The 20727-nt window shown below is 70.7% G+C and carries 21 protein-coding genes; 3 read left to right on the top strand and 18 right to left on the bottom strand.

From position 1 onward, the window contains the following. The 13 genes from ACODT0_RS26515 to ACODT0_RS26455 form a co-directional block, all read right to left on the bottom strand. On the bottom strand, positions 1 to 940 hold a 940-nt coding region (locus ACODT0_RS26515; RefSeq protein ID WP_489042705.1), incomplete at its 3' end, for a branched-chain amino acid ABC transporter permease. Next, complete coding sequence (locus ACODT0_RS26510; protein ID WP_489042704.1) at positions 937 to 1974, bottom strand: branched-chain amino acid ABC transporter permease; 1038 nt, start codon at positions 1972 to 1974, stop codon at positions 937 to 939. The genes ACODT0_RS26515 and ACODT0_RS26510, both read right to left, overlap by 4 nt. A 22-nt stretch (positions 1975 to 1996) precedes the next feature. Next, positions 1997 to 3163 (bottom strand): ABC transporter substrate-binding protein, encoded by a 1167-nt coding sequence (locus ACODT0_RS26505; protein ID WP_479668954.1) that lies wholly within the window; start codon positions 3161 to 3163, stop codon positions 1997 to 1999. Positions 3164 to 3214: 51 nt separating this feature from the next. After that, entirely contained in the window at positions 3215 to 4228 is a 1014-nt protein-coding gene (locus tag ACODT0_RS26500; protein ID WP_422099416.1) for a 2Fe-2S iron-sulfur cluster-binding protein, read from the bottom strand. A 20-nt stretch (positions 4229 to 4248) separates the two neighbouring features. Next, positions 4249 to 5358 carry a hypothetical protein gene (locus tag ACODT0_RS26495; protein ID WP_296732297.1) on the bottom strand — a complete coding sequence of 370 codons (1110 nt, stop codon included), beginning with the start codon at positions 5356 to 5358 and terminating at the stop codon, positions 4249 to 4251. A gap of 72 nt (positions 5359 to 5430) precedes the next feature. After that, positions 5431 to 6660 (bottom strand): CaiB/BaiF CoA transferase family protein, encoded by a 1230-nt coding sequence (locus tag ACODT0_RS26490; RefSeq protein ID WP_489042703.1) that lies wholly within the window; start codon positions 6658 to 6660, stop codon positions 5431 to 5433. Then, entirely contained in the window at positions 6657 to 8018 is a 1362-nt protein-coding gene (locus ACODT0_RS26485; protein WP_489042702.1) for a phenylacetate--CoA ligase family protein, read from the bottom strand. The genes ACODT0_RS26490 and ACODT0_RS26485 overlap by 4 nt, the downstream gene beginning before the upstream one ends. A 36-nt stretch (positions 8019 to 8054) precedes the next feature. Continuing rightward, the gene (paaN, locus tag ACODT0_RS26480) at positions 8055 to 9707 is read right to left on the bottom strand and encodes a phenylacetic acid degradation protein PaaN (protein ID WP_489042701.1); all 1653 of its coding nucleotides are present in this window, start codon (positions 9705 to 9707) and stop codon (positions 8055 to 8057) included. A 7-nt stretch (positions 9708 to 9714) separates the two neighbouring features. After that, the gene (locus ACODT0_RS26475; protein ID WP_422099422.1) at positions 9715 to 10872 is read right to left on the bottom strand and encodes an acetyl-CoA acetyltransferase; all 1158 of its coding nucleotides are present in this window, start codon (positions 10870 to 10872) and stop codon (positions 9715 to 9717) included. Next, positions 10869 to 11246: a Zn-ribbon domain-containing OB-fold protein gene (locus ACODT0_RS26470; RefSeq protein WP_261216261.1), complete on the bottom strand. Its 378-nt coding sequence runs from the start codon at positions 11244 to 11246 to the stop codon at positions 10869 to 10871. Before ACODT0_RS26470 ends, ACODT0_RS26475 begins: the two co-directional genes overlap by 4 nt. Before the next feature lie 9 nt (positions 11247 to 11255). Next, a complete protein-coding gene (locus ACODT0_RS26465; protein ID WP_261216259.1) occupies positions 11256 to 12038 on the bottom strand; it encodes an enoyl-CoA hydratase/isomerase family protein in 783 nt (260 codons plus the stop codon). After that, positions 12035 to 12511: a MaoC/PaaZ C-terminal domain-containing protein gene (locus tag ACODT0_RS26460; RefSeq protein ID WP_057589761.1), complete on the bottom strand. Its 477-nt coding sequence runs from the start codon at positions 12509 to 12511 to the stop codon at positions 12035 to 12037. Before ACODT0_RS26460 ends, ACODT0_RS26465 begins: the two co-directional genes overlap by 4 nt. 111 nt (positions 12512 to 12622) lie before the next feature. Beyond that, the gene (locus tag ACODT0_RS26455) at positions 12623 to 13369 is read right to left on the bottom strand and encodes an alpha/beta fold hydrolase (protein WP_261216257.1); all 747 of its coding nucleotides are present in this window, start codon (positions 13367 to 13369) and stop codon (positions 12623 to 12625) included. A gap of 83 nt (positions 13370 to 13452) precedes the next feature. Here ACODT0_RS26455 and ACODT0_RS26450 point away from each other — a divergent pair, with 83 nt between their 5' ends. Beyond that, positions 13453 to 13851 (top strand): helix-turn-helix domain-containing protein, encoded by a 399-nt coding sequence (locus ACODT0_RS26450; protein WP_261216256.1) that lies wholly within the window; start codon positions 13453 to 13455, stop codon positions 13849 to 13851. A 13-nt stretch (positions 13852 to 13864) separates the two neighbouring features. Here ACODT0_RS26450 and ACODT0_RS26445 read toward each other — a convergent pair whose 3' ends face one another. From ACODT0_RS26445 to ACODT0_RS26435, 3 genes are all read right to left on the bottom strand, one after another. Next, positions 13865 to 14899, bottom strand: coding sequence for an SDR family oxidoreductase (locus ACODT0_RS26445; protein ID WP_489042700.1), 1035 nt, complete (start codon positions 14897 to 14899; stop codon positions 13865 to 13867). Positions 14900 to 14918: 19 nt separating this feature from the next. Beyond that, on the bottom strand, positions 14919 to 15905 hold the full coding sequence (locus ACODT0_RS26440) for an AraC family transcriptional regulator (protein ID WP_261216254.1): 987 nt from the start codon (positions 15903 to 15905) through the stop codon (positions 14919 to 14921). A gap of 98 nt (positions 15906 to 16003) precedes the next feature. Beyond that, positions 16004 to 16900, bottom strand: coding sequence for a DMT family transporter (locus ACODT0_RS26435; RefSeq protein ID WP_261216253.1), 897 nt, complete (start codon positions 16898 to 16900; stop codon positions 16004 to 16006). Positions 16901 to 17006: 106 nt separating this feature from the next. On the opposite strand from ACODT0_RS26435, the gene ACODT0_RS26430 reads away from it, so the two are divergent. Then, on the top strand, positions 17007 to 17900 hold the full coding sequence (locus ACODT0_RS26430) for a LysR substrate-binding domain-containing protein (protein WP_261216251.1): 894 nt from the start codon (positions 17007 to 17009) through the stop codon (positions 17898 to 17900). 18 nt (positions 17901 to 17918) lie between these two features. Here the strand turns inward: ACODT0_RS26430 and ACODT0_RS26425 are convergent, their stop codons facing one another. Next, positions 17919 to 18506 (bottom strand): TetR/AcrR family transcriptional regulator, encoded by a 588-nt coding sequence (locus tag ACODT0_RS26425; protein WP_093352991.1) that lies wholly within the window; start codon positions 18504 to 18506, stop codon positions 17919 to 17921. A gap of 198 nt (positions 18507 to 18704) precedes the next feature. On the opposite strand from ACODT0_RS26425, the gene ACODT0_RS26420 reads away from it, so the two are divergent. Then, positions 18705 to 19826, top strand: a complete 1122-nt coding sequence (locus tag ACODT0_RS26420) for a branched-chain amino acid ABC transporter substrate-binding protein (protein ID WP_261216250.1) — start codon at positions 18705 to 18707, stop codon at positions 19824 to 19826. Positions 19827 to 19835: 9 nt separating this feature from the next. Here ACODT0_RS26420 and ACODT0_RS26415 read toward each other — a convergent pair whose 3' ends face one another. Continuing rightward, positions 19836 to 20666 (bottom strand): helix-turn-helix transcriptional regulator, encoded by an 831-nt coding sequence (locus tag ACODT0_RS26415; RefSeq protein ID WP_261216249.1) that lies wholly within the window; start codon positions 20664 to 20666, stop codon positions 19836 to 19838. Positions 20667 to 20727 lie beyond the last annotated feature (61 nt).

Here is a 20727-nt window from a genome sequence, read left to right as displayed (position 1 = left end):
GCGTCCAGCGCGCGAGCAGCGGCCACAGCCCCGCGTTGGCGCGCGCGAGTATGAGCAGCATCAGCACGCCGAACACCGCCATCTCGAAGTTGCCCGAGCGGCCGAGCAGCGCCGGCAGCACGTCCTGCAGCACCTGCTTGAGCACCACCACCACGCCCGCGCCCGCGAGTGCGCCCCACAGCGCGCCCACGCCGCCCATCACCGCCATGAACAGGTACTCGATGCTCATCTGCAGCCCGAAGGGCGTGGGATTGAGGAAGCGCTGCATGTAGACGTAGAGCCAGCCCGCCATGCCGGCCAGGCCCGCGGCGGTGCAGAACACCGCGACCTTGAGCCGGAACGCATGCGCGCCGAAGGCCTCGGGCAGGTCGGCGCCGGCGCGCAGCGCGCGCACCGCGCGGCCCAGCCGCGAATCGAGCAGGTTGCGCACCAGCCAGAAGGCCAGCGCGAAGCCCAGCGCGATCAGGCAGAACATCGAGCGCTCGGACGCGAAGTCGAAGCCGAACAGGTTCAGCGCGGGAATGCCCGCGAGGCCGTTGAAACCGCCCAGCGGCTCGATGATGCCCAGCCCGTAGTACACGACCACGCCCCAGGCCAGCGTGGCCAGCGACAGGTAATGACCGCCCATCGAGAGCGTGAGCGCGCCGATGCCCGCGGCCGACAGCGTGGCGAGCGCGACGCCGGCCAGCAGCGTGGCCCAGCCCGGCACGCCGTGCGCCACCGCCAGGTAGCCGGCCGCGTAGGCGCCGATGCCGACGAAGGCCGCCTGGCCGAAGGAGATCAGGCCCGCGAAGCCGGTCATCAAGGTGAGCCCGAGCGCCACCGTGGCGTAGAGCAGCACGAAGCTCGCGAGCGTGACGTAGTAGCTCGAGGCGAACAGCGCCAAGCCGGCCGCGGCCGCCATGGCAACGGCCGCGAGCATCCAGGAACGAAGCGTCATGCAGCCTCCTGCGAATGCGGGTCGGCCAGCGAACGCCACAGCAGCAGCGGCACGATCAATGCGAACACGATGATCTCCTTGGCGGCGCTCGCGCCGTAGGACGAGAAGGCCTCGAGCAGGCCCACCACGAGCGAGCCCGCGGCGGCGAGGACGTAGCCCGAGAGCCCGCCGACGATCGCGCCGACGAAGCCCTTGAGCGCGAGCAGGAAGCCCGAGTCGTAGTAGATGGTGGTGAACGGGCCGATCAGCACGCCCGAGACCGCGCCGATGAAGGCGGCGATGGTCAGCGCCAGTTCGCCCGAGTGGTCAGGCGAGATGCCGACCAGCCGCGCGCCGTCGCGGCACACGGCGGTGGCGCGCAGCGCCTTGCCGCTCAGCGAGTGGCCGAAGAAGGCGAAGAACACGGCCACGAGCACGGCGCTCGCCGCCACCACCGCCAGTGTCTGCGGCGCCACCGGCAGCCCCGCGAGCAGGCCGGCCGGCAGTTCGAAGCCCGGCAGCCGCGAGCCCTCGGGCCCGAACACGTACAGGCCCAGCGCCACCAGCACGAAGTGCAGCGCGATCGCCGCCACCAGCAGCACCAGCGGCGAGGCATTGCCCATCGGCCGAAACACGGTGCGGTAGATCAGCGGCCCCATCGCCGTGACCAGCGCCACCGCCGCGGCCGTCTGCATCCAGGCCGGCGAGCGCGCATCGACGCCGAACCAGGCGAAGGCGCAGGCCGCCAGCGGCAGCGCGCCGAGCAGCGCGAGCCGGCCGCCCAGCCCCGCGAGGTTGCGCTGCCGCAGGCGCTCGGCGGTTTCCATGCCGCAGGCCAGCAGGGCCACCGCCGCCACCGGCACCGCCAGCCCCGGCGCCTGGCCCTGCTGGAAGGCCGCGATGGTCAGCACGCTGGCGCTGACGAATTCGCCCTGCGGGACGAACACGATGCGCGTGACGGTGAAGACCATCACGAGCGCCAGCGCCAGCAGCACGTAGACCGCGCCGCTCGCGAGGCCGTCCTGCACCAGCAGGCCGAAGATCTGCATGTCCATGATCTGTAGGGTCCGCCGCGCGTCAGGGGATGTACTTCCAGCTGCCCTTCTCGATGCGCACCATCACCCGGCTGCGCTGGTCCAGGCCGATGTGGTCCTTGGGCCCGAGGCTGTAGACGCCGTTGGTGGCATGCAGGTCCTGCGTGGACTCGATCGCGTCGCGCAGCGCCTTGCGGAACTCGGGCGTGCCGGGCTTCGCGCCCTTGAGCGCGCGCGGCGCCGCGTCCTGCAGGATCAACGCCGCATCCCAGAGGTAGGCGGCGAAGGTGGAGCGGTGGCCCGCGTTGGGCAGCGCCTCGTACTTGCGGATGAATTCGAGCGAAGGCTTCTTCGCCGGATGGCTGTCGGGCAGCTGCTCGGCCACCAGCACCGGGCCGGCCGGCACGAAGGTGCCCTCGAGCTTGGCGCCACCCACGCGCAGGAAGTCGTTGTTCGCCACGCCATGGGTCTGGTAGACCTTGCCGCGGTAGCCGCGGTCGAACAGCGTGGCCTGCGGCAGCACCGCGGGCGTGCCCGAGGCCGCGATGAACACCGCGTCGGGCTGCGAGGCCAGCAGCTTGAGCACCTGCCCGGTGACCGAGGCATCGGTGCGCGTGTAGCGCTCGTTGGCCACCACCTCGATCTTGCGCAGCTCGGCGAGCTTGCCGAACTCGCGCCACCAGCCTTCGCCGTAGGCGTCGTTGAAGCCGATGAAGGCCACGCGCTTCACGCCGTTGTCGGCCATGTGCTGGATGATCGCGGTCGCCATGTGGGTGTCGCTCTGCGGCGTCTTGAAGGCCCAGCGCTTGCGGTCGTCCACCGGCTCGACGATGGCGCCCGAGCCCGCGAGGCTGATCATCGGCGTGCCGCTCTCCACCAGCACGTCGAGCACGGCCAGCGAGTTGGGCGTGAGGCTCGGCCCGATCAGCAGGTCGATCGCCGACTCGGAGATCAGCTTGCGCACGTTCTTGACCGTGGTCGAGGTGTCGGACGCGTCGTCGAGCAGGATGTAGTTGACCTTCTCGCCGCCCGCGGTGGCGGGCAGCACCGACACCGTGCGCTGCTGGGTCACGCCCACCGAGGCCGCGGGCCCGGTGGCCGAGACCACCACGCCCACGTTGATATCGGCCCGCGCGCCCGAAAGCGCCGCGAAGCACAGTGCCGCGCCGAAGGCGGCGGCCCGGAAGCGGGCCTTTGCAATCTCGATCATCGTTGTCTCCTTTTATGTGTCTGTCGTACCGGGAAAAGAATCGAAAGCTCGCTAGGTCTGCGCCACCGGCGTGAAGCTGTCGGCGGAGATCGCCGTGCTCGCCATGCCCAGCGCGATGCAGGTGTCGGAACAGGCGGCGACGAAGCCCGGCGAGCCGCCGATCACCGCGCGGGCGCCGGCCAGCGAACCGTGGTTCTCGCGCAGCCACGAGGGCGCGTACTGCTGCCTGGTACTAAAGCGGCTACGCGCCTCGGTCACCAGCAGCGCATAGCGGAAGTTCGGATGCGCGCGGGCCAGCCCCGCGAGGCGGTCCATCAGCATCAGCTCGGCGTCGTCGCGCACCGAGAACAGCAGCGTCATCGGGCTGGTGTCGCCGTGCGCGAGCGCGTCCTCCATGATCGAGAGCACGGGCGCCAGGCCGGTGCCGCCCGCGAGGCCGAGCACCGGGCCCTCGCCTTCGGGCAGCCGGCAGGTGCCGTAGGGCCCGGTCACGCCGACGCTGTCGCCGGGCTGCAGCAGGTCGTGGATGTGGCCGCTGGCCGCGCCGCCCGGATGACGCGCCACCAGCAGCTCGATCAGGCCCGTGCTCGAAGGCACGGTTGCGAGGCTGTAGCGCCGGTGCGGCGAAAGTCCCGGCAGCGCGAGCTCGACATAGGCGCCGGCCTGCGCCTCGAAGCGCAGCGGCTCGCTCGCCTGCAGCACCAGCCGCCGCACGCGCGGCGTGAGCGGGGTGTTGCACAGCACGCGCGCCTCGAAGCTCTGCACGGCCGAGCCCTCGCCGCCCGGGATCGGCTGCACGGTCCGCAAGTGCACCTCCTCGCTCAAAGGCCGTGCCTGGCACATCAGGCAGAAGCCCTCGGCGATCTCCTGGTCGGAGATCGCGAGGCCCAGCGACCAGCCGTTGTCGACCGTGCCCTGCGTGACGCGCGCCTTGCACATGCCGCAGGAGGCGCCGCGGCACTGATGCGGCAGCACCACGCCCTGCGACAGCGCGGCGTCCAGGATGATCTCTCCCTCGGGGACACCGAAGCGGATCGCCTCGTTGACGAGGATCGTTCGGCTCATGTTCATCGATGTCATGCGGCCTAGAAGATCGGGATCACCTTCTCGGGATCGAACACCACCTCCTTGCCCTCGATGCCGACTTCGGGCAGCGCGGGGAAATCGATGCCGTAGGGATCGAGGTTGGCCTTCATGCGCAGCACGGCCGTCTTCCAGTTGGCCTTGCGCTCGTCGAGCGTGAGGATGCCCAGGCCGGCGCTGCGCGCGACCTCGTCGATCTGGCGCTGCGCGGGGATGAAGGTGGGCGGCAGCTTCCAGAACTGCTCGGGCGGCTCGTGCAGGATGCCCGAGAGGAACACGAAGCCCGCGCGCAGCTGGATGCTGATCATCTGCTTGTCGTCCTCGGTGAGCACCGGCAGCAGCTTCTGCAGCACCGCCAGGCAGATGCCCAGGTGGCGGCCCTCGTCCTGGCCGATGCGCTTGAAGGCTTCCTTGAACACCGGGATGGTGGTGCGCTGGTACATGCCGTGGAACAGCGTGCTCGAGGCCACCTCGCCGAACAGGAAGGAGGTGAACAGGATCGCGAGCGGGTACTTGTCGACGCCGTTCTTGAAGCCGGTCCAGTAGCGCGAGCCGTTGTAGTAGAGCCACTCGATGTTGTTGCGCGCGAGATGCCCGAGCGGCGTCTCGGGCACGTAGCCGAGCGGGCCGCCGGGCGTGAGGCGCTTGATGGCGCGGCCGCACACTTCCTCGTGGTTCATCTCGTCGCGCACGACCGAGAAGAAGCACTTGCGCACCGGATCCTCTTCCTTGCTCTCGTAGGTGTGGATCATGGCGCGCGCGAACACCGACGGCCCCGAGCCGTCGAACACCGCGAGCAGCGAGAACCAGTAGGCCATGGCGTAGCGCTGGTCGAGGCTGTAGTCCTCCACGCGCAAGCTGTCCCAGGGCAAGGTGTGCGGCGACCAGCCGGGATCGCGCGCGGCGTCGTAGATGTCGTAGAGCTTGGGCGTCTCCACATGCCACTCGAGCGGGAAGATGTTGGGCCCGTCGATGCCGGGCGCGGCCTCGATCTCGGCGAGCAGGGTCTGCGGATCGGGCATGGCGAGCACCTGCTCGGGCGGCGAGGTCAGCGCGCGCGCGAGCGCGGCGGTGTCCTGGGCGTTGTCCTGGTGGGTGGGGGACGGGTTCATCGGGAATCTCTCCTTGTCATGTGTTCGGATGGGAGGGGTGGTGGATCATTGATTCGCCTTCCAGACGGCATATCAATTGGCAAAGGAAGAACGCGCATGCGGAATCGCGCCCGCGCGGGTGGCTTCGGCGAGTTCGGCTTCGCCGAGGCCGGCGGCGCGCAGCACCTCGAGGCTGTGCGCGCCGAAGGCCGGCGCCGCGGTGCGGTAGCTGGCCGGCGTGCGCGACAGCGACACGGCCGAGGCCACGCCCATCTGGCCACCGGCCTCGACGAAGCGCTCGCGGTGCAGCGCATGCGGATGCGTGCGCACCCCGCCGACGTCGAGCACCGGGCCGCAGGGCACGCCCGCGCGCATCAGCTCCTGCGCGATGGCCTCGCCGTCGCGCGTGGCCAGCAGCGCCTCGAGTTCGGCCTTGAGCGCCGCCGCGTTCGCGAGCCGCTCGCTGTTGTGCGCGAAGCGCGGATCGTCGGCCAGCTCGGCGCGGCCCAGCAGCGCGACCAGGCGGCGGAACTGGCCGTCGTTGCCCACGGCGATGAACACGCCGCAGCTGCGCGTGGCGAAGGCATCGTAGGGACAGATGTTGGGATGCGCGTTGCCGCTGCGCCCCGCGACGCGGCCCGACAGGAAGTGGTTGGGCAGGTGCGGATGCATCAGCGAGACGCCGGTGTCGAACAGCGTGGCCTCGACCGACTGGCCCCGGCCCGACAGCTCGCGCTCGCGCAGCGCCATCAGGATGCCGATGACCGCGTGCAGCCCGGTCGCGATGTCGATCACCGGGATGCCCATGCGCAGCGGCGCGCCGCCGCGTTCGCCGTTGACCGACATCAGCCCGGTCATGGCCTGCGCGACCGCGTCGTAGCCGGGCAGGCCGCCCAGCGGGCCGTCGGCGCCGAAGCCGCTGACGCGGCAATGCACCAGGCGCGGGAAGCGTTCGCGCAGGAACTCCTCGTAGCCGATGCCCCAGCGCTCGAGCGTGCCGGGTTTGAAGTTCTCGACCAGCACGTCGGCGTCCGCCAGCAGGCGCAGCAGCAGCGCGCGACCCTCGGGCAGCGAGAGGTCGAGCGCGACGCCCTGTTTGTTGCGGTTGACGCCGAGGAAGTACGAAGCGGCACCGTCGAGGAAGGGCGGGCCCCAGTCGCGCGTCTCGTCGCCCTGCGGCGGCTCGACCTTGATCACCTGCGCGCCATGGTCGGCCAGCATCTGGGTGCAGAAGGGACCGCCGAGCACGCGCGACAGGTCGATCACGCGCAGGCCGGCCAGCGCGCCCGGCGTGGTTTGCGTGGTGTGCGTCGCGTGCGTCATGTCGGGCTGGCCTCCACGGCGCCGCGCCGCAGCACGCGCGTGGCCTTGGCCTCGTAGCGCGGCAGCGCGCCCTCGTCGTGGCAGCGCACCTCGCACGTGAGGCCCAGCCGGGCCTTGAGCCGCGCGCGCACCTCGCGCGCCAGGTCGTCGCCCGCGCAGGCCGTGCCCGGCACGCGCTCCACGGCCACCTCCATGTGGTCGAGCACGCTGCGCTCGCTGTCGATGTAGATCTGCCAGGCATCCTTGGCCAGGCCCTCGACACCCGCGATCACGTCCTCGATCTGCGAGGGATAGACCAGCACGCCGCGCACCTTGAGCATGTCGTCCGAGCGGCCGATGATGCGGCCGATGCGCGCATAGGCATGGCGGCCGCAGGCGCAGCGGTAGGGCTGGGCCGAGCGTCGCACCAGGTCGCGCGTGCGCCAGCGCAGCACCGGCGAGGCCTCCTTGTCGAGCGTGGTGAAGACGATCTCGCCGACCTCGCCCGGCGCCACCGGGCGCAGGGTCTGCGGGTCGAGGATCTCGCTGAGCACGCTGTCGTCGTTGACCAGGTGCATCTCGTCGTCGCCGTGCGAATGCGGGCAGGAGACGCCGAGCACCGGTCCGCCGGCCTCGGTGGTGCCGTAGATGTTGTGCGCCAGGAAGCCCTCGGGCATCAGCGCCTCCATCTCGCTGCGGAAGGTGGCCGACACCGACTGGCCGCCGAACAGCCCCACGCGCAGCGCCCAGTCGCGGCGCGGATCGATGCCGGCCTTGCGCGCCTGCTGGATCAGCGTCATCAGCCACAGCGGCGACATGGTCGTGACCGTGTGGCGGTGGTCGCGCAGCCACTGCACCATCAGCTCGCCGCGGCCCGGGCCGACGGGGAAGTTGACCGCGCCATAGGCCTTGAGCGCCTCGTCCATCGAGCTGCCGCCGATCCACAGGCCGTAGCCATAGCCCTGGTAGACACGATCGCCCGCGCGCACGCCCACGGTGCGGTAGATGCGCGCGAGCTGGCGCACCAGCGTGTCTTCCCAGTCCTTCTGCGTGAAGCCGAACAGCACCGGCAGGCCCGTGGTGCCCGAAGTCGCGCAGAAGCGCACCACCTGCTCGAGCGGCACCGTGAGCAGCGGGTACGGATAGAGCGCGCGCAGGTGGCTCTTCTCGAGCAGCGGCAGCGCCTGCAGCGCGGCGCGGTCCTTCAGGTCGAGCGGCGAGGCGCCGGCCGCCGCGAAATGCGCCTGCCACTGCGGCGAGTGCGCGAGCCGGCGGCCGAGCGCGGCGAGCTTGGCGTCCTGGCGCGCCTGCAGTTCGTCGAGCGACAGGAAATCGTCGGCGGCATCGGCCGCGGCCTGCGCATTGCGGGATTCGGTCATGGGGCGTCTCCTTTGGTCTTGGCTGCAGTCCGCGCTTCAGGCGGCGAGGTAGCGGCGCGTCTGCAGCACGCGGAAGCGCGGCAGCACGAAGGCGGTGTCGCACAGCGCGGCGTTGCCGGCGGCGTTGTGGCCGCTCACGTGCAGGTCGCTGAAGGCGGCCGACTGGTTCACCAGCACCGGGCCGGTCATGTCGAGCGTGAGGTGCACGCCGGCATCGGCGGCTGCGTTCTTCGCGCGGCGCACGAAGGCCTCGTCGCGTGAGTACACCGACCAGGTGATCGCACCGCGCGAGCGCGTGACTTCGTGCGCGTGCCGCAGCGCCGCGTCGGCGTCCTCTGTCACGATCAGCAGGCCGATCGGGCCGAAGTGCTCGCGCGCGATGGTGTCGATGGCTTCGGGTGACACGGCGTAGAGGGCCGGCGTGCGCAGCACCGCATCGGGCAGATCGGGATGCGCGAGCCGGCGCGAGGCGAACACCGGTTCGCCGAGCGATGCCGCTTCGACGGCGCGCGCCTCGGTGGCATCGCTCTGGATCGCGCCCAGCAATTCGATGGCGCGCACCGGATCGGCGACCAGCTTGGCCACCGCCGCGGCGAGGTCGGCCTTGAAATCCTCGACCGTCTTCGCCGCGCCGTCCTGCAGCCGGATGCCCGCGCGCGACACGTAGATGCTCTGTGGCGTGGTGCACATCTGGGCGCTGTAGAGGCTCAGCGTGAGCGCGAGGTTGCGCACCAGGCCGGGATAGTCGCCGGTGCCCTCGATCAGCACCGCGTTGACGCCCGCCTTCTCGGTAAAGACATGGGCCTGGCGCGCGTGGCTTTCGAGCCAGTCGCCGAACTCGGGTCCGCCCGTGAAGTCGATCAGCTTCACGCGCGCATCGAGCGCGAGCGCCTTGGTCTTGGGCGAGGCGCGCGTGTCGACCAGCAGCTGCAGCACGTCGGCGTCGAGCCCCAGGCCCGCGAGCACCGTGCGCGCCGTGTCGACGCACAACGCGAGCGGCAGCACGGCCGTGGGATGCGGCTTCACGACCACCGGGTTGCCCGTGACCAGGCTCGCGAACAGGCCGGGGTAGGAGTTCCAGGTCGGGAAGGTGGCGCAGCCGATCACGGCCGCGATGCCGCGCGGCAGGATCTCGAAGCTCTTCTCCACGCGCAGCGGCCTGCGCGCATCGGGCTTCTCCCAGAGCACGCGCGCCGGATAGGCGCCCATCTCGCGCACGGCGATGGCCACAGCCTCGAGCGCGCGGTCCAGCGCATGCGCGGTGCCGGCCTGGAAGGCCATCGCGAACGGCTGGCCGCAGGCATGCATGCAGGCGAAAGCCATCTCGAAGGCGCGCTGCTGCAGCGCGTCGAGGATCTCGAGCGCCACCGCGGCGCGCGCGGCCGGGTCCAGCGCGGCCCAGGCCGGCGCCGCGGTTTCGGCGCGCACGAGCATGACATCGACCGGCTCGTCGGCATAGGCGGTGTCGAAGGGCACGCCGAAGGCGCTGCGCTCGTCGCCGCGGATCGCGCCGTCGCGCCGCGTCCAGGCCGCGCGCACGGCGGCCTCGCCGGCTTCGCGCGAACCGCCGGCGTAAATGGGATGCGTCGGATCCTCGGGATAGGCGCTGTGGTAGCCGCGGCGAGCCACGGCGGCGATCGCATCGGCCAGGCGGCCGGCGTGTTTCAGTTGCAGGTCTTGGAGGGTCATGGTGGGTTCAGAGCGTGGCGGCGGTGCCGAAGATCGCGGTGCATTGGCTCGACATGTAGCCGCCCGGCGCATGGGCCAGCGCGAGCTCGGCGCCGGCCACCTGGCGCGCGCCGGCATCGCCGCGCAGCTGCACCACCGACTCGATCGCGGTATAGATGCCGAACATGCCGGGGTGGCCGAGCGAGAGTCCGCCGCCGCTGGTGTTCATCGGGAAGTCGCCGCCCGGCGAGGCGCGGCCGCCATCGAGGAAGGCACCGCCCTCGCCCTTGGCGCAGAAGCCCGTGTCCTCCGCGAAGACGATCGGCATGATCGTGAAGGCGTCGTAGAACTGCACCACGTCGATGTCCTTCGGTCCCACGCCGGCCTGCGCATAGGCGGTGGCCGACGACACGCTGGCCGCGGTGCGCACCAGGTCCGGCATCTGCGCGATGCTGCGGTGCGTGGCGGCCTCGCCCACGCCGAGCAGGTAGACCGGCTTGCGCCGCAGCTGCGCGGCACGTTCGGCCGAGACCACGACCAGCGCGCCGCCGCCGTCGGTCACCAGGCAGCAGTCGCGCACGGTGAAGGGATGCGCCACCGGCCGCGCCGCGATCACGTCCTCGATGCTCAGCGGCCCGGGATCGGGCGCGTCGGCGTCGAGCCGCGCCCAGTCGCGCGCGCTCACCGCCACCTGCGCGAGCTGTTCGCGCGTGGTGCCGAACTCGTGCATGTGGCGCTGTGCGACCATCGCATAGGCCGCGAGCGGGCCCGGGTAGCCGTAGGGCACTTCGTAGGGGTTGGGTTCGGAGTGCGTCGCGAACTGCCCGCCCGCCGATTTCTGCGTGCTGCCGTAGGCGATCAGTGCCACCGAGCACAGGCCGGCCGCGATCGCGGCGCGCGCATGGTTGAGGTGCGCAAGGAAGGCACCGCCGCCGACCTGGGTCGAATCGGTGTAGCGCGGGCGCAGGCCCAGGTATTCGCACAGGCTCAGCGTCGGCATGAACAGCTGCAGCCCGGCCGCGAACACGCCGTCGACATCGGCCAGCGAGAGGCCCGCGTCGTCGAGCGCGCGCACCGAGGCCAGTGCCATCGCATCGAGCGGCGAAGACAGGGCCGGCATCGTCGCGAAGCCGGTGCTGCCGATGCCGGCGATCGCGGCCGCGCCGCGCAGATTGGTTGCGGTCATGCGAGCGCTCCGAACACCACGCGGTGCGCATCGTTCCAGGGCTCGATGCGCGCGGCCACGCGCAGGCCGATGCGCAGCGCACCAGGCGCCGCATCGACCACCGTGGCCATCATGCGAAAGCCTTCGTCGAGATCGACCAGCGCGATGTTGAAGGCGCCGTCGCGCCGCTGCACTTGGGTGCAGGCGTGGACCGTGCCCTCGCCGCGGCTGGTGCGCCATTCGAGTTCGCCCGGCTGTCCACCCGGACCCACGGCCTGCGGCGGAAAGACCGCGCGGCCCGCGCCATGGTCGAACTGGTAGGCCAGCCGGCCTTCGGCCAGCGCGGCGAGGAACAGGGCGCGCGGCGAACGTGCTGCTTCGGGAGTTTGGGTCATGTCCATCGCCTAGCGTCCGATGAAGCGCGGCTTGCGCTTCTGCTGGAAGGCGCCGATGCCCTCGATGCCGTCGGGCCCGGCCAGCGCCTCGGCCTGCGCGATCGCCTCGAGCTCGAGCGTCTCCTCGAAGGAACGCGCGCGCGACAGGATGCGCTTCGACGCGGCGAAGGCGGCGGTCGGGCCGCTCGCGATCTCGCGCGCCATCCGCAGCGCGATCTCGTCGAGCGCCTCGGCCGCCACGCTGCGGTTCACGAGCCCCATGGCCGCGGCTTCGCGCCCCGAGAACAGGCGGCCCAGGAAGATCAGCTCAGCCGCGCGGTGCGGCCCGACGCGTTCGCGCAGGTGATGATGGCCGCCCGAATCGAGCACCGCGCCGATGTTGCGGAACGGGCTGCCGAGCAGCGCATCGTCGGCGACCAGCGCGATGTCGCAGGCCAGCGCGAGCCCGAAGCCGAAGCCCAGCGCGGGGCCCTGCACCGCGGCGATCGTCGGCACCGGGCAGTCGCGCACGGCGGCCAGCACCGGGTTGATCCGCTCGCGCAGGATCGCGAGCGTGTCGTCGGTGCCGGGATGCGTGTCCTTGAGATCGCGGCCGGCGCAGAAGGCATGGCGCGTGCCGCGCACCAGCACCACGCGCGCACCGGCCGACACGGCCTCGCCGATCGCATCGGCGATCGCCGTCATCTCGTCGAGGCGCAGGCTGTTCTTCGCGGCGGGCCGGTCGATCGCGATGACCGCGAGCGAGGACTCCAGCGTCAGGCGCACCGCGTCGGTGGAGATGGCGCCGCTCATCGCGCGGCTCCCTCAAAGGCCATCAGGATGCGCAGCTCGCTGGCCATCAGCAGCAACCCGTTCTGGTTGTGGACGTTCCACTGCAGCCGCACCACGCCATCGGTGCCGGGGCGCTTCACTGTCTTCTCGAGCACGGCGGCCTCCAGATGGATGGTGTCGCCGATGAAGGCCGGCGCGGTGAAGCGCAGCGCGTCGCTGCCGTAGTTCGCCACGATCGCCGGCGCCGCGGGCGGGATGCCGAGCCCGGCCGCATAGGCCAGCAGCATCAGCCCCGGCGCGATGCGCTGGCCGAAGCGCGTGCGCGCCGCATGGTGCGCGTCGGTGTGCAGCACGTACCAGTCGCCGGTCAGCGCGCACCACTGGAGGATGTCGGCTTCCGTGAGGGTGCGGCCACGCGAGCGGAAGCGCGCGCCCTCCTCGATCCGGTCGAAGTGCTGCTCCAGAAATCCGCAGGTGCTGGTGATGTCGGTCATCGTCTCTTTATTTAACCTTCCGGACGGAATATAAATGAAGACGAAGACCCGGCGGCAGCTAGGGCTTACCCGAAGCCGCGGGAAAAGGCGCGATCGAAAGGGGCGTGGTCGTCAGCCGCCGCGCGCCGGCGAGGCGGCGGCGTCGACGCGCGCGAGCCATCGCAAGAAGGCTTCGGCGACGGCCGCGGGCTGTTCCAGCGTCGACATGTGGCCGCACTGCGGCACCACGACGAGCTCGGCATCGCCGGGCAGCAAGCCCGCCATCTCCTCGCTCAGTGCCGGCGGCGTGATCTGATCCTCGCGGCCGCACAGCACCAGGGCCGGCGCCGTCAACGCAGGTAGCAGCTCGCGCGCGTCGCGGCGCTGCATCGCGGCCTTCTGCTGCCGCGTGAAGCCCTCGCCGCCGACCTGCCGCGCCATGTCGGCGAGCAGCTCGAGCAGCGTGCGGTCCTGCGCATGCGACGGATGGATCACGCGAGGCGTGAAGCTCTCGACCACCTGGGCGAAGCTCGCGCCGCCCGAGCTCAGCGCCGCCACCATCCGCCGCCGGTTCTGCGTGGCCTCTTCGGAATCGGCGCGCGCACCGGTGTCGAGCAAGGCGAGTCCCGCGATCCTGGAGCCGGCCTGCCGGCACACCTCGAGCGCGACGTAGCCGCCCAGCGAGAAACCCGCCACCGCGAAGCTTCCGTCGGGCATCGCGGCCAGCGCCGTGGCGGCCAGGGCCTCGATGGTGTCGGCCCCATCGGTCGGCGACACGACGACATCGCGCCCGGCGGGCAGCGCCCGCCGCAAAGGATCCCAGACGCGCGCGTCGTTCATGAGGCCGGGAAGCAGCAGCAGCGGTACGGTGTTCATCATGGCGAGTCCTCGGTTGGTGGCGCGTCGATGGGCTTGTTATAACTATGAAGTCGATTTCATAGTCAAGTCACCGGAGCCGCTTCATGTGGATCGCAGAGTTCTCGCAGCAGGCCGGCCTCAGCGTCGCCACCGTCCGCTTCTATGTGCGCAGCGGCCTGCTGCAGCCGAAGACGGGCCTGGCCGGCGGCACGCGGCCCTATCTCGAGTTCTCGCCACGCGACCTGCGGCTGGTGGCCGCGATCCGCGCGGGCCAGGCCATGGGCATGTCGCTCGCCGAGATCCAGTTGCTGATGAACGAGCGCCGAGCCGGCGGCCGCGGCCGCATGCTGCAGGCCATGGTCGCGCGGCGCGACAGGCTGCGCCAGCAGCAGAAAGAGTTGGCCGCGATGCTGCGCTTCGTCGACGCGAAGATCGCCTGGCTGCAGGCCGGCGCACCCGGGGTGCCGCCCGAGCCGCCGAAGATCGGCACGCGTTCGCCCTGAGCGGGCCGCGGGCTCAGGCCTTGAGCAATCCCCTGGCCAGCATGCTCTTCGCCGCCGCGGCGATGGCTTCGCGGGCGTCGCGTGGGGTCCAGCCGAGCACCTGCCTGGCCTTCTCGTTGGAGGTCTTCTTGGCGTAGCCGAGATCGGGAATGAAGGGGCGAAGCCCGGCATTGAAGAGCGCGACCACGCGCAACACGAAGTCCGGGATCGTGCGGGTCGGAACGCGCCTGGCCGATTCGCCGAGTGCGGCCTTGACGACGGCTCCGATCTCCCGCATCGCCAGCGCCTGGCCATTCGAGAGCAGGAAGCGTTCGCCCGCGGCCCCTGGACGGTCCATCGCCAGGATGTGCGCGCACGCCACGTCGCGCACGTCGACGACCGGGATGAACAGGTTCGGGAAACCCGGCATGTCCCCATCGAGCATGCGCTGAACCAGATGGTTGGCCCCCGAGATGTTCCTGCCCAGCACCGGGCCCATCACCGCGACGGGAAGCATGGTGGCGAGCTCCAGCCCGCCGCCCTCGGCGGCGATGAAGGACCATGCCGCGCGCTCGGCGAGGGTCTTGCTCCTGCCGTAGGCATCGACGCCGGGACCGTCGAGAACGGTCCAGTCGTTCTCGGTGAACGTGTGGGTGCCGTGGGGATGTCCCCAGCTCACGGCATGGAACGCGGAGGTGAGGACGACGCGCTTCACGCCCGCGTCGCGCGCGGCCCGCAGCACGCGCAGCGTGCCTTCGCGCGCGGGGGCGATCAGGTCGTCCTCGTTCGCCACGTGCCCGGGCTGCACCGGAGATGCCACATGCAGCACGAAATCGACATCGGCCATGGCCTGCGCCCAGCCTTCGTCGCGCATGAGGTCGGCGGCGACGAAGCTCAGCCTGTCGCCGTGCACCATGCCCGCCTCCGCGAGCGACGCCCGCACCTCGGCCTCCCTGGCGAGCGATCGAACGGTGGTCCGCACGCGATGATCCTGCGCGAGGAGCTGGAGGATGCAGTGTCCGGCGATGAAGCCTGAGCCACCTGTGACGAGGACGCGTGTGGAGGTCATGGGAGGGTGCTTTCGTGGTTCATGCCTGGTCGGCGGTCTGACGCTCGCGCCAACGGGAAGGGGTGGTCCGCTCCCAGCCGCGAAACGCGCGGGCGAACGAATTGGGCTCGACGAAGCCGAGCAGCATGGCAATGGCCACCGGATCGAGCACCGTGTTGGCGAGCAGCCGTGTCGCCGTGGTGTGCCTCACCGCGGCGAGCTGCTGCTGGAAGCTCGTCTCGCATTCGTCCAGGCGGCGCTGGAGCGTGCGGCTGCTGAGGTGGAGCCGGCTCGCCACCGCCGCGATGCTGGGTTGCAGGCCTTCGCTCAACTGGCGCGCGATCGCCACGCGGGTCTCGGCCACGAGCAGGGACAGGCCCTCGCCGTGGGCCGCCCTCTGCTCGAGGCCCTCGAGCACCCGCGCGAAGGCCCCGCCGTCCGCCGTGACGAACGGCACGTCGAGCGCCGCGCGGTCGAACACCATCGCGTCGTGCGTGGCCCCGAAGACGATGGGGCATCCGAAGTGGCGGCGCAGCAGCGCCTGATGCCGGGGCCGACGCGCCAGTTCCAGTCGAAGGGGCGCGATCCGTCCGGCGCTGCCATGCCGCGCCAGCTCCCGCAGCGAGGCCATGGTCATGTCGACGAGCAGGCGCGGCACCTCGCTCGTCGCCAGCAGCCAGCGATAGCGCACCGTCGTCTGCTCGCCCACCGTCTCGACCTCGACGAGCTCGGGGCAGGTCAGTCGCTTGTAGCGCGAGAGGGCCGCGAGCGCGCGGCGAAAGTCGGGCGCGTGCAGCGCCACGATCGAGGCCACGCCATAGCCCCGGGCGATCCCTTCGGCACCGAAGCGAAGTCCCGCGGACGGGTCGTCGAACGCCTCGTCCGCCGCGGCCCAGATGCGGAAGAACTCGCTCGTGCTCCACGCGTTCGATGGCTTCACGCCGGCGCGCTCGCACAGCCGCTCGATGGGGAGTCCGGACTTTGCGAGAACGAGGGGAGACACCGAAAAAGTGTCATGGCGAGTCATGCGCAAAGAATAGGAGCGCGGGGAGCACCCGACAAATCCGATCGCGCCAAAAAGGGGACCGCAGGGATGCGGACCGTTGGCCGACGGCTTGCAGAAAGCTACCGTGCGCGCCGCACCAAAGTCCCGATCGCGATGCCCGCCACGATCAGCCCCGTCGCCAGCAGCAGCGCGCCATCGGGCCTTTCGCCCAGCGCGAGGTCGGCCGCCAGCAGCCCCACCACCGGCACGCCCAGCAACCCCATCGAGGTCACGGAGGCCGGCAGGTCGCGGTTCACGGTGTTCATCGCCCAGTAGGCCAGCACGGTGCCGATGAGGTTGCTGTAGCCCAGCAGCGCGATCAGCTCCATCGACCACGCGATGCGCGGCACGCCCTCGATGGCCAGCGCGAGCAGCAGTTGCGCGATGCTCGCCAGCAGCATCTGCCAGGGCAGCAGCTGGAACGGCGGCGTGGTCCACCGATGGGCGCGTCCGTAGACGATGCAGGCGGCCCAACAGGCCGCGGCCAGGAGGATCAGACCGTGGCCGCGCACCACGTCGGCATCGCGCCAGTCGACGGCCGCGGGCTGCAGCAGCACCAGCAGCCCCGCCACGCCGAGCCCCAGGCCGGCGGCGCGGCGCGCGGTGAAGGCTTCGCCGAGGAAGAAGCGGGCCGCGGGCAGCACCCACAGCGGCGTGGTGTAGGCCAGCACCACCGAGCGGCCCGCGCTCAGGTACTGCAAGCCCAGCGCGGCCAGCACCGAGAAGGCCACCATGTGCAGCAGGCCGACGCTCAGGATCACCGGCAGGTCGTGCCGCGTGGGCACGGCCAGCCGGCCCGAGGCCGGCAGCACCACCCACAGCACGATGCACGCCGGCACCATGCGCAGGGTGGTGGCCCAGATCGGCGTCACGTGTTCCAGCACCACCTTGCCGACGCTCCAGTTGACGCCCCAGGCACCGATGACGATCGCGAGGAGAAGGACGGCGGTGCCGCGCGGCGAGGCGTTCGAGGACATGGCTGACGGTGGGCAGGGGATGGAGCGGAAGCCGCTCAAGATAAGCCGGTTCCCCTCCCTTCGCCAGCGATCCTTCTCTACACTGGCCGTGAAATCAATTCACACCATGGACCTCCAGCAACTCCCCCCGCTGACGGCCCTGCGCGCCTTCGCCGCGGCCGCGCAGGCCGGCAGCGTGGTCGGCGCGGCCGACAAGCTCAGCGTCACGCACAGCGCGGTGAGCCACCAGCTCCGGCTCATCGAATCGTGGCTCGGCTGCAAGCTGTTCGACCGCCATGCCGCGGGCGTGACGCTGACCGACGCCGGCCGGCGGCTGTTCGCGAGCACCGCGCGGGCGCTCGACGACATCGGCACGGTCTGCGCCGAGATCCGCGGCCAGCGGCCCGCCACCGCGCTGACGCTGGCCTGCCCCGGCAGCTTCATGCTGCAGTGGCTGATCCCGCGGCTCGACGATTTCGAGGCGCGGCATCCGCAGGTCGTGCTCAACCTGCAGACCGGCAGCGACCTCGGCCGGCTGCGCGCGGGGCATATCGATGCGCTGGTCTACTGCGGCCGAGGGACGCATCCGCGCGAGGTGAGCGAGATCCTGCTGGCCGACAACGACATCGGGCCGATCTGCACGCCCGCGCAGGCGAAGACGCTGGCCCGGCCACGGGACGTGCTGTCGCACGCGCTGCTCGGCACCGAGTCCTATCCGGCCGGCTGGACGATCTGGGCGCAGGCCAATGGGCTGGACGCCGCGCGACTGCGGCCGCGGCGTTCCTTCGGCCAGTGGATCTACATGATCCAGGCCGCCATCGCCGGGCTCGGCGTGGGCATCGCGCCCTCCGTGCTGGTGCGCGAGGAGCTCGCGCAGGCGCGCATCGCGGCCCCGCTCGGCTTCGTGCCCAGCGGCGACCGCATCTCGCTGTGCGTGCTCAGGCGCCGCGCGCAGGAGCCGGCCATCGCCGCGCTCGCCGACTGGCTCGGCACGCTGCACGGCCAGCCAACGGCTGGTTGATCCCGCGGCCGCGCACGCCTACACGATGCCGTGCAGGCACATGTCGCTCGCCTGGTCGGCCAGCGTCTCGAGGCTCAGGCGCCCGGTGGGCTGGTACCAGGTGTAGGTCCAGTTCAGCATGCCGTACATCAGCATCGCGTGCGTGGTCGCGGCCTGGCGGTCCTTGAACTTCTGCGCGTTGATCTCGCGCAGCAGCGCGCACAGGAAGCCCACGAGCTTCTGCTCGTTGGCATTCACCTGCGCGCGCACCTCCTCGGGCAGGTGGTAGACGTCCTCGATCAGCACGGTGTGGCGGTCGCGCTGCTCGTAGTAGTACTTGAGGTGCGCGAGGAAGTAGTTGCGCAGCCGCGCGCGCGGATCGATGGGCGCCGACACCAGGTCCGAGGCGATCGCCACCAGCGCGCTCACGTGCTCGCCGAGCATCTCCGCGAGCATCGCTTCCTTCGACGGGAAGTAGTGGTACATGCGCGACTTCGACGCGTTGCAGGCGGCGCCGATGTCGATGATGTTGGTGTTGCGAAAGCCGTTCTTGGCGAAGAGGGACGCGGCCACGTCGAGGATCGTGGCTCGGATGTCGTCGAAGTTCTCGGATTTGGTTCTGGCCATGTCGGCATCGCCCGCAAAAGAAAAATGGTTCGTTCGAAACACCCGCGCATCGCGCATGTTTCGTCCGCCTGCCCTGTACGCAGCCGGGCGAAACAGCGAAATTTATTCCGTCCGGACGGCCTACTCTAACCGAGGCCTCGCGACCTCGCGGCGGGGCCCTTCCTGATCTCCCGATCCACCCGCCCCACGGAGCCGCGCATGAATCCCTCGCCACGCCTCGCCCTCGCTTCGCTCGTCGTCGCCATCGCCACCACCGCGCAGGCGCAGGATGCGCCCGTGCGCATCGGCATCGCCGCGCCGCTGACCGGTGCCATCGCCCATCTCGGCAAGGACATGGAGAACGGCGCGCGGCTCGCCATCGAGGACCTCAACGCGCAGGGCCTCGCGATCGGCGGCCGCCGACTGCGCTTCGAGGCAGTGGTCGAGGACGACCGGGCCGATCCCGCCAGCGCCACCACCGTGGCGCAGAAGCTGGCCGACATGCAGGTCAACGGCGTCGTCGGCCACCTCAACTCGGGCACCACCATTCCCGCGGCCCGCGTCTACAACGACGCCGGCATCCCGCAGGTTGCACCGGCCGCGACCAACCCGCAGTACACGCGCGCCGGCTACAAATTCGCCGCGCGGCTCATGGCCACCGACGTGCAGCAGGCCGATGGCATCGCCGGCTACGTCGCGCGCACGCTGAAGGCGAAGACCGCCGCCGTGATCGACGACCGCACCGCCTACGGCCAGGGCCTGGCCGACCAGGTGGTGGCCGACCTCGGCAAGGCGCAGGTCAAGGTGCTCAAGCGCGAGTTCGGCACCGACCGCGCGACCGACTTCTCGGCCATCCTCACCACCCTGCGCGGCCTCAAGCCCGACGTGATCGTCTACGCGGGCGCCGACGCGCAGGCCGCGCTGGTCAACCGGCAGATGAAGCAGCTCGGCCTGAACGCGACCTTCATCGCGGGCGACGGCGTGTGCACCGGCGAATGGAGCAAGCTCGCGGCCGGCGCCAACGAAGCCGCCTACTGCTCGCAGGCCGGCGCGCCACGCGAGGCCATGGCCGCCTTCGCGGCCTTCAACCAGCGCTACAAGGCGCGCTTCGGCACCGACGTGATCGTGTTCGCGCCCTATGCCTACGACGCGGTGATGGTGCTGGTGGAAGCGATGAAGAAGGCCGGCTCCACCGATCCCGCGGTGTACGGACCGAAGCTCGCGGGCGTGACGCTCACCGGGTTGATCGGGCCGATCGCCTTCGATGCGCGCGGGGACAACCTGCGGGGCACGGTGACGATCTATCAGGTGCGTGGGGGGAAGCTGGTGGTGGCGCCGTAGTGCTCGGTCCTACTTCGTGAACCCCTCGCGCTTGCGAATCTCATCGAGGTAGTTGTAGATCGAGAAGCGCGACATGTCGAGCGCCGCCGCCGCGCGGCCCACGCTGCCCTTCACGATGAAGAGGCCGCGCCGCAGCATCTCCTCGACGGCGTGCACCTTCTCCTCCTTGTTCATGAGCTGCACCGGCTTGCCGAAGGTGCGGATCGCCGAGCGGATGATCTCGCCCATCAGCAGGTCCATGTCGGGCGATTCCTCGCGCGACTCGGGCGCCGCCGCGGGTGCGGGCGCGCCCTGGATCGCATGCTCGAGCCAGGCGTGCGCGAGCTTGAACACGGTGAGGTCGGCGTTCATGCACAGCGCCGCGAAGGGCGTGCCGTCGGCATCGCGGTAGATCACGGTGGCCGACTTCAGCGGCGTGCCGGTGCCGGTCAGCGTGGGATAGACGTTGACCACCGAGTGGCCGCTGCCCGAGAGGTCGGTGGCGGCCGACCAGGCGGCGCCGAAGGCGCGGTCGTCCTTCGGGCCGCTGAGGATCGTGCTGCCGACCTTGCGGCCCGACACATGGCCGTTGGCGATCGCGACCACCGAGGCATCGGGCTGCGTCAGGTCGTGCAGCACCAGTTCGGTGTTCGGCCCGAGCATGCGCCCCATCATCTCCACCACGGGCTTGAGCACCTCGACGATGCGCCGGCGCTCCTCGGCGATGGCCGGCGACACGGTCGCGGCCTTCGAGGGCTTGGCCGCGCGCTGGCGTGCGCGCGGAGCCAGGGACTTCGGCGGCGGCTGCTGCGCGGTCGAACGGGAGCTGGAGGTCTCTGCGGTCTTGCGGGTGGCTGGCATGGACACGAAAGTCGAAGGAAGGTCGAAGGGGAGTGAAAGCCCTGATCTCCGATTTCAACAA

This window comes from Variovorax sp. FG153 (assembly GCF_057809595.1).
Note: the sequence above shows the minus strand (reverse complement) of the source record. Positions and strands in the feature narration are given on the sequence as shown.

Coding starts and splice junctions, on each gene's coding strand:
- ACODT0_RS26420 (WP_261216250.1), top strand. CDS start 18,705: ATGAATCCCTCGCCACGCCTCGCCCTCGCTTCGCTCGTCGTCGCCATC.
- ACODT0_RS26425 (WP_093352991.1), bottom strand. CDS start 18,506: ATGGCCAGAACCAAATCCGAGAACTTCGACGACATCCGAGCCACGATC.
- ACODT0_RS26445 (WP_489042700.1), bottom strand. CDS start 14,899: ATGACCTCCACACGCGTCCTCGTCACAGGTGGCTCAGGCTTCATCGCC.
- ACODT0_RS26460 (WP_057589761.1), bottom strand. CDS start 12,511: ATGACCGACATCACCAGCACCTGCGGATTTCTGGAGCAGCACTTCGAC.
- ACODT0_RS26430 (WP_261216251.1), top strand. CDS start 17,007: ATGGACCTCCAGCAACTCCCCCCGCTGACGGCCCTGCGCGCCTTCGCC.
- ACODT0_RS26455 (WP_261216257.1), bottom strand. CDS start 13,369: ATGATGAACACCGTACCGCTGCTGCTGCTTCCCGGCCTCATGAACGAC.
- ACODT0_RS26440 (WP_261216254.1), bottom strand. CDS start 15,905: ATGACTCGCCATGACACTTTTTCGGTGTCTCCCCTCGTTCTCGCAAAG.
- ACODT0_RS26500 (WP_422099416.1), bottom strand. CDS start 4,228: ATGAGCCGAACGATCCTCGTCAACGAGGCGATCCGCTTCGGTGTCCCC.
- ACODT0_RS26470 (WP_261216261.1), bottom strand. CDS start 11,246: ATGACCCAAACTCCCGAAGCAGCACGTTCGCCGCGCGCCCTGTTCCTC.
- ACODT0_RS26490 (WP_489042703.1), bottom strand. CDS start 6,660: ATGACGCACGCGACGCACACCACGCAAACCACGCCGGGCGCGCTGGCC.
- ACODT0_RS26505 (WP_479668954.1), bottom strand. CDS start 3,163: ATGATCGAGATTGCAAAGGCCCGCTTCCGGGCCGCCGCCTTCGGCGCG.
- ACODT0_RS26435 (WP_261216253.1), bottom strand. CDS start 16,900: ATGTCCTCGAACGCCTCGCCGCGCGGCACCGCCGTCCTTCTCCTCGCG.
- ACODT0_RS26465 (WP_261216259.1), bottom strand. CDS start 12,038: ATGAGCGGCGCCATCTCCACCGACGCGGTGCGCCTGACGCTGGAGTCC.
- ACODT0_RS26495 (WP_296732297.1), bottom strand. CDS start 5,358: ATGAACCCGTCCCCCACCCACCAGGACAACGCCCAGGACACCGCCGCG.
- ACODT0_RS26450 (WP_261216256.1), top strand. CDS start 13,453: ATGTGGATCGCAGAGTTCTCGCAGCAGGCCGGCCTCAGCGTCGCCACC.
- ACODT0_RS26485 (WP_489042702.1), bottom strand. CDS start 8,018: ATGACCGAATCCCGCAATGCGCAGGCCGCGGCCGATGCCGCCGACGAT.
- ACODT0_RS26510 (WP_489042704.1), bottom strand. CDS start 1,974: ATGGACATGCAGATCTTCGGCCTGCTGGTGCAGGACGGCCTCGCGAGC.
- paaN (WP_489042701.1), bottom strand. CDS start 9,707: ATGACCCTCCAAGACCTGCAACTGAAACACGCCGGCCGCCTGGCCGAT.
- ACODT0_RS26415 (WP_261216249.1), bottom strand. CDS start 20,666: ATGCCAGCCACCCGCAAGACCGCAGAGACCTCCAGCTCCCGTTCGACC.
- ACODT0_RS26475 (WP_422099422.1), bottom strand. CDS start 10,872: ATGACCGCAACCAATCTGCGCGGCGCGGCCGCGATCGCCGGCATCGGC.